A 15,941-nucleotide genomic window follows, 5' to 3' on the forward strand; every position below is an offset into this window, starting at 1 on the left:
TTATTCGGTAGCTTTAACATAAAAGGGGTGTTTTCTCGGTTGCTTCACACACTAAAAGCATAACTGGCTTAAGCGCTGCTCTGTATCTCCATTCATTAACGTAAAATCGAGAAGCGCATTTGCTGTTTTAAAGTCTACAAACTCTTTAACTAACAACTGCTGTGTTTTTGCGTAATGCTTCCACGACACTCTTTGCAAGCCCATCTCTGGTAAATGTGGGATAAGAGACTCAAACTCTTCGCTACCAGATTGTGTAGAAATACCTTTATCGGCTTGCTCATCAAGCATAGAAACATGCGCATCACTGTGTACTTGTTCAAGCGACGGATATACAAATATACCTTCTTGTAATTGAATGTAGCTCCAAACAGTTATTAAGCCAAAGGGATAGTTACTCGCTATTTTAATACGTTGCACTGAGTACTTACCGCGTGAGCTGTAGGGTAAGTTGAGTGTAAGTAACTGAGGTTTACTATCAACTTGGCCGGTATGTTTGTGAGTTTGCTCACTACCTTGATATGTTAAATTAATAGATTGGGTAACAGAAGGGCTTTGTAATTCAAATACAATACTCGGTTTTTGAGGAGCGTAGCTGTTAAATGCATCTTTAAATTTAACCGTTAAGCCTTTAGCGTTACTGTAGCCCATTAATACAGCAATAATCATCACCACAAACATAAGATAAGACATTATTAAAATTAAATTATTTTGATAGTTAATGCCCATCACAAAGTTTAAAATAGCCACAATTACAAAGTACCAACCTAGGGACGATGGCAGTACATAAATTGTTCTGTGTTCAAGTGTAATTGAGTTTTTTAAATGTTTATTTTTTAATAACTTATTAAATACACTTTGCTTAAATGACTTAAATAAAGAAGGGCGCTTAGCTGTTTTTTTTGGCATAAAAATTTATACCGGAACTAAAACGTTTTTTAAAATATCGTTTACTTGCGCTTCACCTGACTCATTATGCAAACCTAATCGATGCTGACACACACTTGCAAATACGGCTTGAACATCTTCTGGCATTACAAAATCACGACCATCAATAAAGGCCCACGACCTAGCCGCTTTAGCCAGAGCCATACTGGCTCGAGGTGATAACGATGCAGCAAAAGCGTTGCTTGTGCGTGTGTAATTAACAAGCTCTATAATGTAGTCAATAACCGGGCTACTTAAAGTGATTTGGTTTATTTGGCTTTGAATTGCCGCTAACTCTTGTTGGTTAATACGCTTAGGTAATTGGCTGTAATCTCGTTTTTGCATATTCAAAATTAAGCGTTTTTCGGCTTCTTTAGGTGGAAAACCTAAGCTAATGCGCATTAAAAACCGGTCTAATTGCGACTCAGGTAACGGGTAGGTACCTGATTGGTAAAGCGGGTTTTGTGTTGCTATCACAAAAAATGGATTTGGCAGCGAGTATTTTTTACCATCGACTGTTACTTGTTGCTCTTCCATTGCTTCAAGCAACGCACTTTGTGTTTTAGGTCCCGCGCGGTTTATTTCATCAGCTAAAACAACTTGGCTAAAAATAGGGCCTTTATGAAACGTAAAACTGTGCTCGATAGAGTTAAATACATTAGTACCCAGAATATCAGCAGGCAGAAGATCACTGGTAAATTGTATACGCTGATACGATAAACCTAACACAGCTGACAATGCATGAGAAAGAGTGGTTTTTCCCATGCCAGGCAAATCTTCAATGAGTAAATGCCCTTCGCTAAATAAGCATGTAAGTGCCAGTTTTATTTGTTGTTGTTTACCAAATATAACACTCGAAAGATCTTCTATAATCGCAGTAACAGTACTTTGCATGCTAACCTTATTATTATTCTATTAGTTCTAGGCGCTTCATTACGGTGTCTACTTTTTTTGCATTAAATGGTTTCGCAATAAACCCTTTAGCACCTAGCTCCCACGTGTTTTGCACATTTTCAAAACTGTTATGACCAGAGCACATTACAACGTGTGCGTGAGGGTAGGTAATATTAATAAACTCTAGGATATCTGTGCCATCAGAGTCAGGTAAATCTACATCTAAAAATATTACGTTAGGCGATTTTTCATCAATAACCGGTTTAGCTGAACTAAAGTCTACACTTTCTAAAATATCTTCATAACCTAGTTCGGTTAAAATCTGGTTTAGGTAATCACGTATTTCTTTAACATCGTCAATGATGAGGATGGGCTCTAGCGGGCGAACAAATTCCATATGTAGGTTACTTCTATTTTGAATACATCTAAGTGCTTTAATACTAAGCTAACCCCTTCATAAGCTCAAGAACGTTACTTAAAAAACACTAATAAATAAACAGTTTATAGGTCTGACCAACAGCCTATTTTAAAAGGATCACCTGCTTTTATATCTTCTACTAACTTATGTTTACATGAATTGTATTGAGCAATAATGATGTATCTACAACAAATTCCTTAATCCAGAACCTTATTTCCTCAAAATTTGATGTAACAAATTTGCTACTTAACTTATTGATTCAAAAATATTTACATATAGATTCGATTTTTTGTAAACGTTTTGTAATAAAAAATCGTTGACCTTCTAAATTCATCCTGTGATTATGCTCACCAGATGAGCTCATGCTCATAAGTGCAATTTCATTACCTATTTAATGTTTTGCTCAATTGGCCTCATCTATACACACTGAATTAATACCAATTTCATTAAATGAATATGCAATTTAATAAAGTTGGCATCACACACCACACTCAATAAAGAGCTTATTATGTTGAATAATAAAAAGACTAAATTTGCAATTTCTCTCATAGCGGCAGCTATGGCTACATCGGCTCCAGCACAGGCTGATATTTCTGAATATTTAGATCGCGTTGACGTAGACTTTTTACTAATGCAAAACTTTCAGTCAATTCAGGCTAAAGACGGCGCATTTCGTCCAGAAGATGAAGAACAAGAATCAGGTTTTGGCCGTATTAGAGCAAATCTAATGCTTAAATTTCATATTAACGAGTTCATCACTGCCGATATAGATATTGCAGAAGAGCCTAATGACTTTGGTGGTGAAGATCGTGACTTTTCATTTCACAACGATTTTGCAGGTGTTGAATTTGACTTACTAGGCCTTTATGGCACACCAAAAGAAAACGCAAATTTAACACTGCGTTTGGGTAATATTGGTGGCTCACCATTTCAATTTAAAGGTTTTCAAGACGGCGCAGATAACCAAAATAATGCACTTATTGGTAATGGTATTACCGATTACGCAACCGCCGAAAACGGCGCACAGCTAAGTTACAGCGAAACTTTCGATAGTGGTGTAGTACGTGCTTATAATGTTACAGGTCACATTACGACTTCTAGTTTTGGTGAAGCGTTTCAAGAAGACAGAGGTTATAACTACCGACTTCAAGGTACTCTAGAATTTGAAGGTGGCTTTAAAGCAGGCTTAAACTTATTAAAAGCCAATCAAGGCGACCAGTTACGTTTTGAAAACGGCGTAGCCAGTCTTGATGGTGTAACCACAACAAACTATCGCTTTGGCGATGGTGAAAACTATAACTTCTCAGCGTCACCTTCAAACGAGCGTGACACTCACGTTGGCGCAATGCCAGGGCTTGAGCAATCAATCATCCAGCTTAACTTAGCTTATCAACCATCTGACGAAACTAGCTTAATTTTTATGGTTGGTAAATCATCTGATGACTACACGTTTGCAGATGCCGCTGGTAATGCAGTTGCCGGTATTACCTACTTTGGTACAAACGGTATAGCAGATGAAAACGGCACTACTTTTGATTCAAACAGTGTAATAGAAGGCGACTCATCGGTTGAGTACTTCGTGTTTGAAGCACAACAATATCTAATCCCTAAAAAGCTATATGTAGCGGCTCGTTATGCAGAAGCCGAAAACACTTCCGACTTAATTGAACAAACAGACAACACAGTAGAGCGTATTCAGGTAGCCGCAGGTTACTGGTTTAACGATAAAACGCTTTTAAAAGTTGAGTATGTTAACCAAGATGAAGGTGTTAATTCGGGCGGCCAAATCGGTAAAGGATTTGACGGCTTCACTTCTGAAATATCTGTTAAATTTTAAATCATTATCCAACTAGTCTAACTATTTATACAAAGGACCTAAAAAGGCACTTTGCGGGCAGTTTTATGCGTTAAAACTGCCATAAATAGAATTGGTAATAGATTGCAATTTAATAGCACTTGTTAAAACATAACGTGTATGGGGAATACCCGATGAAAAATAAATTAATTATGCTCGCGTGTGGCTTTATAAGCATGGGCGCTGCGGCAAAAGAAACAATTACAATAGCGACTGTTAACAATGGTGACATGATCACCATGAAAGAATTAAGCAGTGACTTTACCAGCCAAAACCCTGATATAGATCTAAAATGGGTCACTCTAGAGGAAAACATTCTTCGCCAACGTGTCACTACCGATGTTGCAACAAAGGGCGGCCAATACGATGTTATGACCATAGGTACTTATGAAGTACCAATTTGGGGCAAGCAAAATTGGCTAAAAGAGCTGGATAATTTAGGTGAAAACTACGATTTAGACGATTTAATTCCGGCAATTCGAAGCGGTTTAACGATTAATGACAAACTTTATGCTGCGCCATTTTATGGCGAAAGCTCAATGGTTATGTACCGCACTGACTTAATGGAAAAAGCAGGGCTGACAATGCCTAAAGCCCCAACATGGGACTTTATACGTAAAGCTGCTAAAGCGATGACAGATAAAAAAGAAGGTGTTTATGGCCTTTGTCTACGTGGTAAAGCAGGTTGGGGCGAAAACGTTGCGCTTATTACATCCATGGCTAATTCGTTTGGTGCGCGTTGGTTTGATGAAAATTGGAAACCTCAGTTTAATACCCCAGAGTGGGAAAATACCCTTCAGTATTATGTCGATGTGATGAAAGAATCTGGTCCTGCTGGTTCATCTGCAAACGGTTTTAATGAAAACCTTGCACTATTTCAAACCGGAAAATGTGGTATTTGGATTGATGCAACCGTTGCAGGCGCATTTGTTACTAACAAAAAAGATTCAGAAGTTGCCGATAAAGTAGGGTTTGCACTTGCGCCAGATAATGGCCTAGGTAAACGCGGTAACTGGTTATGGTCTTGGACTTTAGCCGTACCGGCAAGCAGCAAAAAACCAGATGCCGCAATGAAATTTATTAGCTGGGCAACATCTAAAGAATACACTCAACTTGTAGCCGACAAGAAAGGTTGGGCAAAAGTACCGCCAGGTACACGTAAATCACTTTACAGTAATCAAAAGTACATGGACGCAGCACCGTTTGCGCAAATTACCTTAGATTCTATTCAATCTGCTGATCCTAAAAATCCAACCGTTAAACCAGTGCCTTATGTAGGTATTCAGTTTGTTGCTATTCCTGAGTTTCAAGGAATTGGTACAGCTGTTGGGCAACAATTTTCAGCAGCATTAACTGGCCAAATGACCGTTAAGCAAGCACTTAGTACGTCTCAGCACCTTGTTGAGCGAACAATGCGTAAAGCTCGCTATCCTAAATAGCATGTAATGGGCGGGTAATTACTCAAACTTACCCAATATTTTATGTCAATTCTATTTACTTGTTAGTTATAAACACTATCAAGGGTTTCTGATTTTCACTTGATAGTTAACAAGTAAATAGAATTGGCTTTTTTAAGGTCACCTTTATGGCAACAACTAACTCGCGCACGCTTGCTCGGTTTATGCTTCTTCCTAGTGTAATTTTATTACTTGCTTGGATGATAGTTCCGCTGTGTATGACACTGTATTTTTCATTTATTGATTACAACTTACTCGTTCCAGGGGATAAAGAGTTTGTAGGCTTTTTAAACTATGAATTTTTCCTAACTGATCCGGCTTTTTTTGAATCATTTTTTAACACGCTTTACCTAGTAACTGGGGTTTTACTTATCACTATATGTGGTGGTATTGGCTTAGCTATTTTACTAGACCAAGCAATATGGGGACGAAATTACGTTCGCATTATGGTACTAGCCCCATTTTTTGTAATGCCAACTGTGTCGGCATTGGTATGGAAAAACATGCTAATGAACCCAGTTAATGGCTTATTTGCACATTTCGCGATTTGGCTTGGCTTTGAACCTATCGACTTTTTTGCTCAAATGCCGTTATTTTCAATCATCATAATTGTGTCTTGGCAGTGGTTACCGTTTGCAGCATTGATACTACTAACAGCAATACAGTCATTAGATCGTGAACAATTAGAAGCGGCTGATTTAGACGGAGCTGGGCCATTTAGTAAGTTTTTTTACATCGTTTTGCCGCACTTATCGCGCGCTGTAGCCGCTGTTATTTTAATCGAAACTATATTTTTACTGTCAATCTTTGCTGAAATATTAGTTACAACCAGCGGTGGCCCTGGTTATTCGTCAACCAATATAACGTACTTAATTTACACGCAATCACTACTTCAATTTGATGTAGGTGGCGGTTCGGCAGGGGGCATAGTTGCAGTTATTATTGCAAATTTATACCATTGCAGCATGGACAATAAGCGGCATGATTTTCTTTCCAATTTTATGGACGTTAATCACCAGCTTTAAAACGGAAGCAGAAGCAATATCGGCAAGCCCAAGCTTATATGCGTTTGATTGGACGCTCGAAAATTACCGCGATGTACTGTCACGTTCGCCATACTTTAACCATTTTTGGAACTCTGTGGTTATATCGTTAGGTTCAAGTTTGCTGGGTTTATTAATTGCTGTACCTGCTGCTTGGTCTATGGCTTTTGTACAAACTAAAAAAACAAAGCATTTATTAATGTGGATGCTTTCAACCAAAATGTTACCGCCAGTAGGGGTACTTATTCCGATTTATTTATTGTTTCGAGACTTTGCGCTACTCGATACAAAATTAGGTTTAGTGATTGTAATGACACTCATTAACTTACCAATAATGGTATGGATGCTGTACACCTACTTTAGAGAAATACCAAACGAAATACTTGAAGCTTCACGTATGGATGGCGCAACAATTGGTGAAGAAATATTTCATGTTTTATTACCAATAGCCTTACCAGGTATAGCCTCAACATTATTGTTAAATGTTATTTTGTCATGGAACGAAGCATTTTGGACACTTATTTTAACCGCTGCGAATGCTGCACCTTTAACGGCATTTATTGCCAGTTACTCAAGCCCTGAGGGGTTATTTTACGCTAAGTTATCGGCAGCATCTGCCATGGCCATTGTGCCAATTTTAATACTTGGTTGGTTTAGTCAAAAACAATTAGTGCGTGGATTAAGTTTCGGCGCAGTAAAATAGGAGAATACACATGGGCAGCATCACACTAAAACAAGTCACTAAAAACTTTGATGAAGTTAACGTAATTAAACCACTCGACTTAGAAATTAAAGACGGTGAGTTTATCGTATTTGTTGGGCCATCAGGCTGTGGTAAATCAACATTACTTCGTATGATCGCAGGGCTTGAAGATACCACCAGTGGTAATATAGAAATTGATGGCATTGACGCTACAAAAACACCGCCTGCAAAACGAGGCTTAGCAATGGTGTTTCAATCCTACGCGTTATATCCGCATATGACCGTGCGTAACAATATTGCTTTTCCTTTAAAAAGAGCCAAAGTTAGCCCAGCAGAAATCGAAAGTAAAATTGCTAACGCCGCTAAAATTCTTAATTTGACCGATTATTTAGACCGAAAGCCTGGACAATTATCGGGCGGTCAGCGCCAGCGTGTAGCGATAGGGCGCGCAATTGTACGTCAGCCTTCGGCATTTTTATTTGACGAACCGCTTTCAAATCTTGATGCTTCATTACGTGTAAATATGCGGCTTGAAATATCAGAGCTACACAAAAGCCTTTCAACAACAATGATTTATGTTACACACGATCAGGTCGAAGCCATGACAATGGCAGATAGAATCGCGGTATTTAATGCCGGTATTATTGAACAGGTAGGCACACCTTTAGAGCTTTATAAAAACCCAGTAAACAAATTTGTAGCTGGTTTTATTGGCTCTCCAAAAATGAATTTTATAGATGCTCCACAAAATGAAGATGCGAATGTTAGTTGTATTGGTATACGACCAGAGCATATAACACTCTCTACTGAGCAAGGAACGTGGGCTGGTACTGTCGGTGTAATTGAACATTTAGGATCGGAGAGCTTTTTACATATATATATTGTAGGCAAAGGTACCGTAACAGTAAAAGCAGATGGTGATTGTCCGTTAAAATATGGCGACAGTATTTACCTAAGCGCTCCGGCTGATAAAGTATTAAAGTTTGATAATAACGGTTTAACAATTCGCTAGAGCCAATCTTTAATTACCTTAAATAGCACCTTTATAAAGGTGCTATTAACTAAATTCTAATTACATAATCCTATGAAACCTAGGTATTTTTTATTAAGGAATGGTATATTTACAACTATAAATAACAAAAACGTTATTAATAAATAGATACTCCAAAATTAATAAAATAATTTATATAGCAGCACATATAATTGAAATTATGTAATAAAAATAAGGACTTAATTTTCCTTTTATCTTAAGAGGTTTACGTGGTAAAGCTATCAAATACAGAAATTAGAAAGCTAGATGATGCAGCCAGAGCAGGGTGGTTATATTATGTTGGCGGTAACACACAAGATGAAATTGCTAAAAAGCTAAATATATCTCGCCAATCTGCACAAAGAATGGTCGCATTATCTGTTAGCCAAGGTCTAATTAAAGTTAGGTTAGATCACCCGATTGCTAAATGTATGGATTTAGCAGAAAAATTAAAAAACCGTTTTGGGTTAGATTCGTGTGAAGTTGTACCGAGCGATCCATCTGAACCTTCATCTACATTAGGTTTGGCTCAAGCTGGCGCGGCAGAAATAGAACGTCATTTAAAATCAGAACAACCCAAAGTACTTGCTATGGGAACCGGTCGAGTTTTACGTTCATGTGTAGATGAGCTAAGAACCGTTGATTGTCCGCAACATAAAATTGTAGCAATGCTAGGTAATATGGCTTTGGATGGATCGGCTTCACCTTATGATGTTGTAGTAAGAATGGCCGAACACACCAATGCAAAACATTATCCAATGCCATTGCCAGTTTTACCAAGAAGCATTGAAGAAAAAGAACAGTTACACGCACAACAAAATATTACCGGTAATTTAAAACTCGCTAAAGATGCCGATGTAACATTTGTGGGTATTGGTAGCTTAGGTGAAAAGTCGCCATTACATATAGATGGTTTTATTGATGCGCAAGAACTTAAAGAGTTACAAGATCTTGGTGCTGTTGGTGAAATGATTAGTTGGGTGTTTGATAAAAACGGTAAGCTTTTAGATTGCACAGTTAATCAGCGTGTAGCAAGTACGCCATTAAAAACAAATGCTAACAAACAGATTTATGCGATAGCTTCTGGTGAAGAAAAAGTGTTAGCCATTTTGGGCGCAGTAAGGTCAAACATGATCAGTGGATTAATCACTAACGAATATACAGCTGAGCGTTTATTAAGTATTGATTAAACAAATTGAGAAATAAATTATCTGTATTAATAATACCTGTTATTGTAATAAAATCACTTAATGTCCGATACCATCTAGTATTGGACTTAGCTATATGATCTAATAACCCTTAAATTGACAGCCTATAATTTATATTATGTTAAATAGCATAAATAAATACATAACCAAGTTACTCACCTTCATTAATTAACGTATAAACGCGATATTTTGACTGTTTAATAAGCATTAACCTACTTATTTTAAAAATTAATGTTTTGCCACTTTACGCTATTTGTTACTTAAACATATAAAAATACCGCTTGGTTATTAATATAATCAAGCGGTATTACAGTGATTGCCTAATCGCTACTTTATTCAATAAAACTTAACATATTGAAATAAAAAGCTTTTTTAACAAACCTAGTAATTCACTAGAATGTTTTATCATTCATAAATTCACCAATAAGCTCAGACACTTTATCTGGATGTTCGTCTACAACCCAGTGTGCGGCTTTATCTATCCAAACCAATGACGAATTTGGAATTGCTTCTTCTAACATTGGCGCATACTTTGGCTTTTGAAACTTGTCTTCTTTACCCCATATTATGAGTATTTCATGAGGTAAGCTTTTAAGTTCGCCTGTAATAGCTTCGGTATATTCTTTATTGAGCCTACGCATGTTACTAAATAAAGCGGCTTTTCCTTTTTCATTACTCCATGGTGCTAAGTATATTTTCATCAACTCTTCAGTCATTACACTCGAGTCGTAAACACCTTTGGGCATGAAATCTCTTAATGTATCCACAAATTCATCTACAGTTGTTTTTTCTTCCACATCTGGTTCTAGCAAAGGTTCAAATTCTGGTATTGGCCAAGAATCAAAACACACGCTATCAATTAAAACCAACCCGTTTACTTTTTCCGGATGATTTACAGCCATTAATTGAGCAACACCACCACCAATATCATGTGCAGCAATATTAACTTTAGAAATACCGAGTTCTTCCATAAACTTACACATTATTCTACATTGCGCATTTATAGATACATCAGTGTTACTTGGCATATCTGATTCACCAAAGTTTAGTAAATCAGGCGCTATTACCCGATATTTTGATGCAAGTTTTGGCATCACATTTCGCCATAAAAATTTATTAGTCGGAATACCGTGTATCAATAATAAAGGTGTTCCTTGTCCCATTTCTTGATAAGCAATTTGATGACCTTCTACTGTAACGTACTGTGTTTTGCTCATGCTTGTGCCTCGTTAATTTAAAAAATTATAATGTTTATTAAACTATAAAATTGGAATATAGCCTTATAAAGCAAATTCCATCCCAAGATGAGCATTTATTAGTTATTAAAAAATTATAATAATTTTAAGTCAAACCCTTGCGATACCTAGGCTTTAGGCTAAATAAGTTTATTTGTTTTTTATTATTATAGAGTTTGATAATTGTGATTGTTAAACCACTTTAAGAAGTGTGAAACGTTTGCTCTTATATATGCAACAATTACAAAAGCGAAGTTGCTAATACTTTGAAGGAATAATTTGAAGTAATTATTGTTATTAAAGGATTTTTACAAGTTTAAATAAATTAAAGGTTTAATATACACAAAAGCGCTAAATAAACATTAGCGCTTTGAAAATTACAATTTAAGTTTTTAGTAAGCTATAAATAAAAACAGTGAACCGCCCTACTGTTTTTTATAAATCAGACCAATAAGGATTTAATATTTTCAATAAGCACATTTTTTTTAACTGGTTTTAATAATTGGCCATCAAAACCTAAATTAATATATTTATTTTCACTAAAAGTATGTGCAATAATTTTTGTTGTGGTTTTATCAATGTGCTTTCTTATTTTTAGCATCGCATCTGTGCCCGTAAATTCAGGCATAATTATATCCATTAAAATAATGTCATAATTATTTTGTGAAACCATAATAAGTGCTTCTGCCGCACTTGAAGCAAAATCAACGTTAAAACATTCATCTTCAAGCATTTTTTTTATAACAATCTCAATTAAAAGATCGTCATCTACCAACAATACATTGATAAGTTTATTTTGGCTTTGTGTTATGGAGGAAATGTTATTCGGCATCGCTTTATTAGCTGGCTTTGGTTTTACAAACTCTTTAACATTACTTTCTGATGACATTGATAATTTACCCCTAGTATTTTTTGAGTTTGTAACTTATATAAAATTAATTACTTACTATGTAGGTATATATCGGCAGCTTGAAGAATTTACTTAATAATATATAACCACTGTTCTTTATATAAAGCAATTATTGGCCCAAGTAATTTATGTTTAAAATTAGTAACTTATTTACTGCTCAATAAGATTTTTAATTGTGATTAGCAAATTGCGATGCAAAATTAATTTTATTAAGCTGTTATCCGTGAGGTTCAGAAAGGCGGGTGTTTTTACTGTATAGGAAGTAAAACACAGACTTGATTATCTATGTTTTACAGTTTAACTAAAATAGTTTTAATGCAGTGCTGCCGTGAACGGGATGCTTTCACAGATTTTTGCTTCAGCTATAAGCAATTCTTCTAAACGTATATCCACTTCCTCTTTTTCGAAGTACTCGTAAGCAAGTTCAACAAAAAGATTTTTATGCTTTTCTTCTGATTTAGCGATAGCAACATAAAAGTCTTTTTCTTTACCCTCAGGAAGTGCTTGTGCAACTAAAGAAAAACGCTCGTGCCCTCTTGCTTCAATTACACCGCCAACCAGTAATCGGTCCATTAAAAAACCATCACGACCATGTCTAAACAGTGCACGAATTTGTTTTATATACGGATCTTTTTTGTCATCGCCTAAGTTTACATCACGCTCTAAAAGTAATTTAAGTACTTGTTTAAAATGTATTAATTCTTCTAGCGCTAAGTCGGTCATAGCTTTTACTAATTTACGTTTGTCTGGGTAATGCGAAAGCATAGACATAGCCATACCCGATGCTTTTTTTTCTGCAGCGGCGTGATCTTGTAAAAAAGTATTAAAGTCAGCAAGGACAACTTCGGTCCATTCAAATGGAGTGTGGTATTTTAATTCAAACATGTTCTGTACAACTTAAATAATAATGCGGGGGATTTTAACGTATTTGATTTAAAAAATCTTGTAAGGCAGTAATTTATCTATGCGCCCTTTAGCCGTAGATTCAACTTTTAACGGGTGTTTAATATCGTTCCATGCGGTGACTTTGCCGCCCATATTCATTTTTTCAAAATCAGTTTTATCACTTTTTAATGCTAAAAAGTTGCATAACTTTTTGTAGCTTTCTGGTTTTGCTATATCAATGGATAAAAAATCGTTGTCGCGGTTATTAAAATACGTTTGAGCATCATTAAAATGTATTTTATAGCAGTGAGTTAAGTAACTATCGTCGCTAATATTATTAAGCGAAAGCTCGCTAAATGTGTTTAAATAACAGCGTTTTATATGAATATTAAAGCCCCCGTCGCCGCGCGTTAAATTAGTGTGCATACGCGCTAAAAGCTGCTTTATTGATGCAAGCCACGCACTCAATTCGCGCTCTAAATAAATAAACTTAGAGTTTGGATAATGAATATCAAGCGCTTTAAAGTCATTAAATATGGGAGTGTCGGCAATTGCGCTGGCATTTTCAAAACAAGCATTAGTATACGCGGTATGCGCCGTTGTAATACCAAGCTCTAAAAATGCGTGGCACACACTAGTAGTGCCGGTACGCGGTAAACCTATTATAAATATTTTGCTCATTAACTTTTCTTTAATTAGCCACGTGTCACTAGCAATACAAAGGCGCTAACAATAATCACTAAAAATGTCGCAATAGTACCAATTTGGCGATATTTCAGGTTTTTTTCTACTATGCCTATATTTTGAAACACACGCCCTATTAATAACGCACCACCTAATATATGACAGTAATGGCTAGCAAGCCCTTGGTATTCTGCCAAAAAAAGTAAAATTAAAGCAATTGGCACGTACTCCATAAAGTTAGCATGGGCACGCACAGCACGTTGCAGCGTTGCGTTACCACTATCACCAAGTGATATCTGCTCCGCGCGGCGCACTTTTATTACGTTAAAGCTCAAATAAATGTAAAACAATGCAAGTAATGCAGCATAAGTTGAAATGATCACGGCGTTTTCCTGTTATTTTATCGCATAAGCATGCGCTTTATTATTGTGGGCGTGATAATAACATATAAATTTGAGCAGCATTATCAGAAGTTTAATAAATGCCTATGCTAAGCTAAGGGTATTAAGTAAGTAGAAAATTACATAAGGATTTTATGTTTGTACCTCGCAAAGTAGCCGACAGTTACCGTGAAATGATTAACAGTATTGGCTTTTACCCTTCTATGCTTTCAGTGGGCTTTTTAGTATTTGCCATTATAACTATGTCGGTTGAATATTTAGCCCCTATTGAGCAGCTAAAATCGTTTATATCGGTTGTACTTGTTGATAGCGCCGAAAACGCGCGTACTATTTTAAGCACTTTAGCAGGCAGTATTATTTCGCTTACCGTGTTTAGTTTTTCGATGGTAATGGTTGTTTTAAATTCGGCCAGTGCGAGTTTATCGCCTCGCGTAGTGCCAGGGCTTATTACGCGTAAATCACACCAAATGGTTTTGGGCTTTTATTTAGGCAGCATAATTTACTCAATTATTATGCTTATAAATATTAATAAGCTTGATGGTGGCAGTACGGCAATTCCTTCAATTGGTGTGTTATTCGCACTTATTTTTGGCTTGATTTCATTAGGTTTATTTGTATTTTTTATACATTCAATCTCTCGTGCTATTCAGGTTGATAATGTGTTAAATGGCTTATTTAGCCAAACTAAAAACGAAATTAAAACAATAATACAAAGGCAATCAGATAACCCCGTTGAAGACTTTCCAGACTTTAGCAAGTGGCACTCTGTTGTCAGTAAAACAGAGGGATATTATAAAGGCGTACATACCGATAAGCTGTGTGCCATTTTGGCAGAGCAAGATATAAAGGTATATATCTCTGTTAACCAAGGTTATTTTACCGTTAAAGGTTACCCGTTTTTAAAATGTAATAAAGATATAGCAAACGATGAAGCGCTGATAAATAAAATTCTCGACTGCTTTATTTTTTATATAGAAGAATACATTAGCGATCATTATCGTTATGGGTTGACGCAAATATCAGAAATTGCGGTTAAAGCAATGAGCCCAGGCATAAACGATCCAGGTACTGCGGTTAAATCAATTGATATGCTGAGCATTTTACTTATTCAAAGGCTTTCAATTAACGATATTAACTACTCGTTTAAGCACAGTGACAATGCCCCATTGCTATACCTTCATGAAACAAGCTTTGACGAATTATTACATGACAACTTTACGCCGCTTCGTAATTACGCAAAAGGCGATGCATACGTAATGACAAACGTGCTTGAGGCGTTTAAAAACATTTTGTTTATTGCACACAAAGACACTGATGCACGAAACAGCTTGTTTAATTATTTAAATGCGATTGTTGATGACATCAATGAACATGTCACAAATGAATACGACAGGAGAGAAATAACTAATATGCTCAATGCAATTGCCCGCATTAGCGAAGAGCAAGGTGAGAAGTTGGTGGCACGTTTTGAGCACCACCAAAAATAAAGTTTAATCTATGTAGTAAACAGCGTAGCTTGAAGCTGTTACTTTAATCTCTCCAGCATGGTAGGCATCAGGTACATAATTACTTGGTGCGCTATCAGCCATCATTACTTTTTCTGCACGCATATAAGGCTGTGATTGCACATTGAGTGGACTTAGTGATGCGCTATACAAACCTTTTAAATCAACGCCATAATCTTCACTAAACTCTTTTGCTGCATCGCGTGCATCTTTTATTGCTAATTTTTGCGCTTTTTTATGTAGTTCGTTGTAGTTACTTGCTAAAAATTGCGTTTGGTTAATTTCGTTAATTCCGTTGTTAACTAAGCTTTGTAGTAACTCTGGGTATTTGTTTATATCGCTGAGTTTTACTGTTAATGTGCGAGAAACTTTGAAGCCTTTAAAGTCTTGATTACCGGTTGTGCGGTTATATTGACTATCACGGTTTATTGAAATTTGCCCAGCATTTATATCACCTTCTCTAACCCCTACTTCTTTTACGAGCTTAATTGCTTTAGCGATGGTTAAATCGGTTTTATTTTTAGCTGCAATTAAGTCCTTATCAACTTCGGTAATACCTACACTAAGCTGTACGTAATCCGGCATTGTGGTAAGAGTGGCTTCGCCCTTTACGTAAATATGAGGGGCATCGGGAGTAGCTGCAGCAAGTGAATCAAAGCTAAGTACATTTAAAGCCAGCGCGCTACCTAAAACAAGGGTAAGAGTTTTCATTAAGTCGATCCTTTAATTTTGTTAAACCCAGTAAACACCGTACGCGGTTAATTAAATATGAACAAGCACAAAAAAACA

The 15,941-nt window shown here is 36.3% G+C and carries 15 protein-coding genes and 1 pseudogene; 7 read left to right on the forward strand and 9 right to left on the reverse strand.

The genetic code is table 11. The features are described from left to right. From P20495_RS19295 to P20495_RS19285, 3 genes and pseudogenes are all read right to left on the reverse strand, one after another. Positions 1-906: pseudogene (locus P20495_RS19295) on the reverse strand (DUF58 domain-containing protein); the annotation flags it as partial. A gap of 6 nt (positions 907-912) precedes the next feature. Further along, positions 913-1,818, reverse strand: a complete 906-nt coding sequence (locus tag P20495_RS19290) for a MoxR family ATPase (RefSeq protein ID WP_008133501.1) — start codon at positions 1,816-1,818, stop codon at positions 913-915. 13 nt (positions 1,819-1,831) lie between these two features. After that, positions 1,832-2,215 (reverse strand): response regulator, encoded by a 384-nt coding sequence (locus P20495_RS19285; protein WP_007377149.1) that lies wholly within the window; start codon positions 2,213-2,215, stop codon positions 1,832-1,834. A gap of 529 nt (positions 2,216-2,744) precedes the next feature. Between P20495_RS19285 and P20495_RS19280 the strand changes: the two genes are divergently transcribed. From P20495_RS19280 to P20495_RS19255, 6 genes are all read left to right on the forward strand, one after another. Then, positions 2,745-4,073, forward strand: coding sequence for a hypothetical protein (locus P20495_RS19280; protein ID WP_008133502.1), 1,329 nt, complete (start codon positions 2,745-2,747; stop codon positions 4,071-4,073). 152 nt (positions 4,074-4,225) lie between these two features. Further along, complete coding sequence (locus P20495_RS19275; RefSeq protein WP_007377152.1) at positions 4,226-5,530, forward strand: sugar ABC transporter substrate-binding protein; 1,305 nt, start codon at positions 4,226-4,228, stop codon at positions 5,528-5,530. A gap of 146 nt (positions 5,531-5,676) precedes the next feature. After that, on the forward strand, positions 5,677-6,573 hold the full coding sequence (locus P20495_RS19270) for a carbohydrate ABC transporter permease (protein WP_008133505.1): 897 nt from the start codon (positions 5,677-5,679) through the stop codon (positions 6,571-6,573). After that, positions 6,530-7,294 carry a carbohydrate ABC transporter permease gene (locus P20495_RS19265; protein WP_008133507.1) on the forward strand — a complete coding sequence of 255 codons (765 nt, stop codon included), beginning with the start codon at positions 6,530-6,532 and terminating at the stop codon, positions 7,292-7,294. The genes P20495_RS19270 and P20495_RS19265 overlap by 44 nt, the downstream gene beginning before the upstream one ends. Positions 7,295-7,304: 10 nt before the next feature. Further along, the gene (locus tag P20495_RS19260) at positions 7,305-8,306 is read left to right on the forward strand and encodes an ABC transporter ATP-binding protein (RefSeq protein WP_008133509.1); all 1,002 of its coding nucleotides are present in this window, start codon (positions 7,305-7,307) and stop codon (positions 8,304-8,306) included. A 248-nt stretch (positions 8,307-8,554) separates the two neighbouring features. Then, on the forward strand, positions 8,555-9,514 hold the full coding sequence (locus P20495_RS19255) for a sugar-binding transcriptional regulator (protein ID WP_008133511.1): 960 nt from the start codon (positions 8,555-8,557) through the stop codon (positions 9,512-9,514). 410 nt (positions 9,515-9,924) lie between these two features. Here the strand turns inward: P20495_RS19255 and P20495_RS19250 are convergent, their stop codons facing one another. From P20495_RS19250 to P20495_RS19230, 5 genes are all read right to left on the reverse strand, one after another. Continuing rightward, positions 9,925-10,749: an alpha/beta fold hydrolase gene (locus P20495_RS19250; RefSeq protein WP_008133513.1), complete on the reverse strand. Its 825-nt coding sequence runs from the start codon at positions 10,747-10,749 to the stop codon at positions 9,925-9,927. Positions 10,750-11,209: 460 nt separating this feature from the next. After that, positions 11,210-11,656, reverse strand: a complete 447-nt coding sequence (locus P20495_RS19245; RefSeq protein WP_008133516.1) for a response regulator — start codon at positions 11,654-11,656, stop codon at positions 11,210-11,212. Positions 11,657-11,989: 333 nt separating this feature from the next. Beyond that, positions 11,990-12,562, reverse strand: a complete 573-nt coding sequence (locus P20495_RS19240; RefSeq protein ID WP_007377157.1) for a tRNA-(ms[2]io[6]A)-hydroxylase — start codon at positions 12,560-12,562, stop codon at positions 11,990-11,992. A 48-nt stretch (positions 12,563-12,610) separates the two neighbouring features. Next, positions 12,611-13,243: a sulfotransferase gene (locus tag P20495_RS19235; RefSeq protein ID WP_008133518.1), complete on the reverse strand. Its 633-nt coding sequence runs from the start codon at positions 13,241-13,243 to the stop codon at positions 12,611-12,613. A 14-nt stretch (positions 13,244-13,257) separates the two neighbouring features. Beyond that, the gene (locus P20495_RS19230; protein WP_008133520.1) at positions 13,258-13,629 is read right to left on the reverse strand and encodes an MAPEG family protein; all 372 of its coding nucleotides are present in this window, start codon (positions 13,627-13,629) and stop codon (positions 13,258-13,260) included. Positions 13,630-13,781: 152 nt separating this feature from the next. Here P20495_RS19230 and P20495_RS19225 point away from each other — a divergent pair, with 152 nt between their 5' ends. Next, positions 13,782-15,134 carry a DUF2254 domain-containing protein gene (locus tag P20495_RS19225; RefSeq protein ID WP_008133521.1) on the forward strand — a complete coding sequence of 451 codons (1,353 nt, stop codon included), beginning with the start codon at positions 13,782-13,784 and terminating at the stop codon, positions 15,132-15,134. 3 nt (positions 15,135-15,137) lie between these two features. On the opposite strand, the gene P20495_RS19220 is transcribed toward P20495_RS19225, so the two are convergent. Further along, a complete protein-coding gene (locus P20495_RS19220; RefSeq protein ID WP_008133523.1) occupies positions 15,138-15,863 on the reverse strand; it encodes an SIMPL domain-containing protein in 726 nt (241 codons plus the stop codon). Positions 15,864-15,941: the final 78 nt, after the last annotated feature.

It is taken from the genome of Pseudoalteromonas sp. BSi20495 (assembly GCF_000241185.1).
Lineage (GTDB): Bacteria > Pseudomonadota > Gammaproteobacteria > Enterobacterales > Alteromonadaceae > Pseudoalteromonas > Pseudoalteromonas fuliginea.

Coding starts and splice junctions, on each gene's coding strand:
- P20495_RS19270 (WP_008133505.1), top strand. CDS start 5,677: ATGGCAACAACTAACTCGCGCACGCTTGCTCGGTTTATGCTTCTTCCT.
- P20495_RS19280 (WP_008133502.1), top strand. CDS start 2,745: ATGTTGAATAATAAAAAGACTAAATTTGCAATTTCTCTCATAGCGGCA.
- P20495_RS19260 (WP_008133509.1), top strand. CDS start 7,305: ATGGGCAGCATCACACTAAAACAAGTCACTAAAAACTTTGATGAAGTT.
- P20495_RS19265 (WP_008133507.1), top strand. CDS start 6,530: ATGATTTTCTTTCCAATTTTATGGACGTTAATCACCAGCTTTAAAACG.
- P20495_RS19250 (WP_008133513.1), bottom strand. CDS start 10,749: ATGAGCAAAACACAGTACGTTACAGTAGAAGGTCATCAAATTGCTTAT.
- P20495_RS19240 (WP_007377157.1), bottom strand. CDS start 12,562: ATGTTTGAATTAAAATACCACACTCCATTTGAATGGACCGAAGTTGTC.
- P20495_RS19290 (WP_008133501.1), bottom strand. CDS start 1,818: ATGCAAAGTACTGTTACTGCGATTATAGAAGATCTTTCGAGTGTTATA.
- P20495_RS19275 (WP_007377152.1), top strand. CDS start 4,226: ATGAAAAATAAATTAATTATGCTCGCGTGTGGCTTTATAAGCATGGGC.
- P20495_RS19235 (WP_008133518.1), bottom strand. CDS start 13,243: ATGAGCAAAATATTTATAATAGGTTTACCGCGTACCGGCACTACTAGT.
- P20495_RS19245 (WP_008133516.1), bottom strand. CDS start 11,656: ATGTCATCAGAAAGTAATGTTAAAGAGTTTGTAAAACCAAAGCCAGCT.
- P20495_RS19220 (WP_008133523.1), bottom strand. CDS start 15,863: ATGAAAACTCTTACCCTTGTTTTAGGTAGCGCGCTGGCTTTAAATGTA.
- P20495_RS19285 (WP_007377149.1), bottom strand. CDS start 2,215: ATGGAATTTGTTCGCCCGCTAGAGCCCATCCTCATCATTGACGATGTT.
- P20495_RS19225 (WP_008133521.1), top strand. CDS start 13,782: ATGTTTGTACCTCGCAAAGTAGCCGACAGTTACCGTGAAATGATTAAC.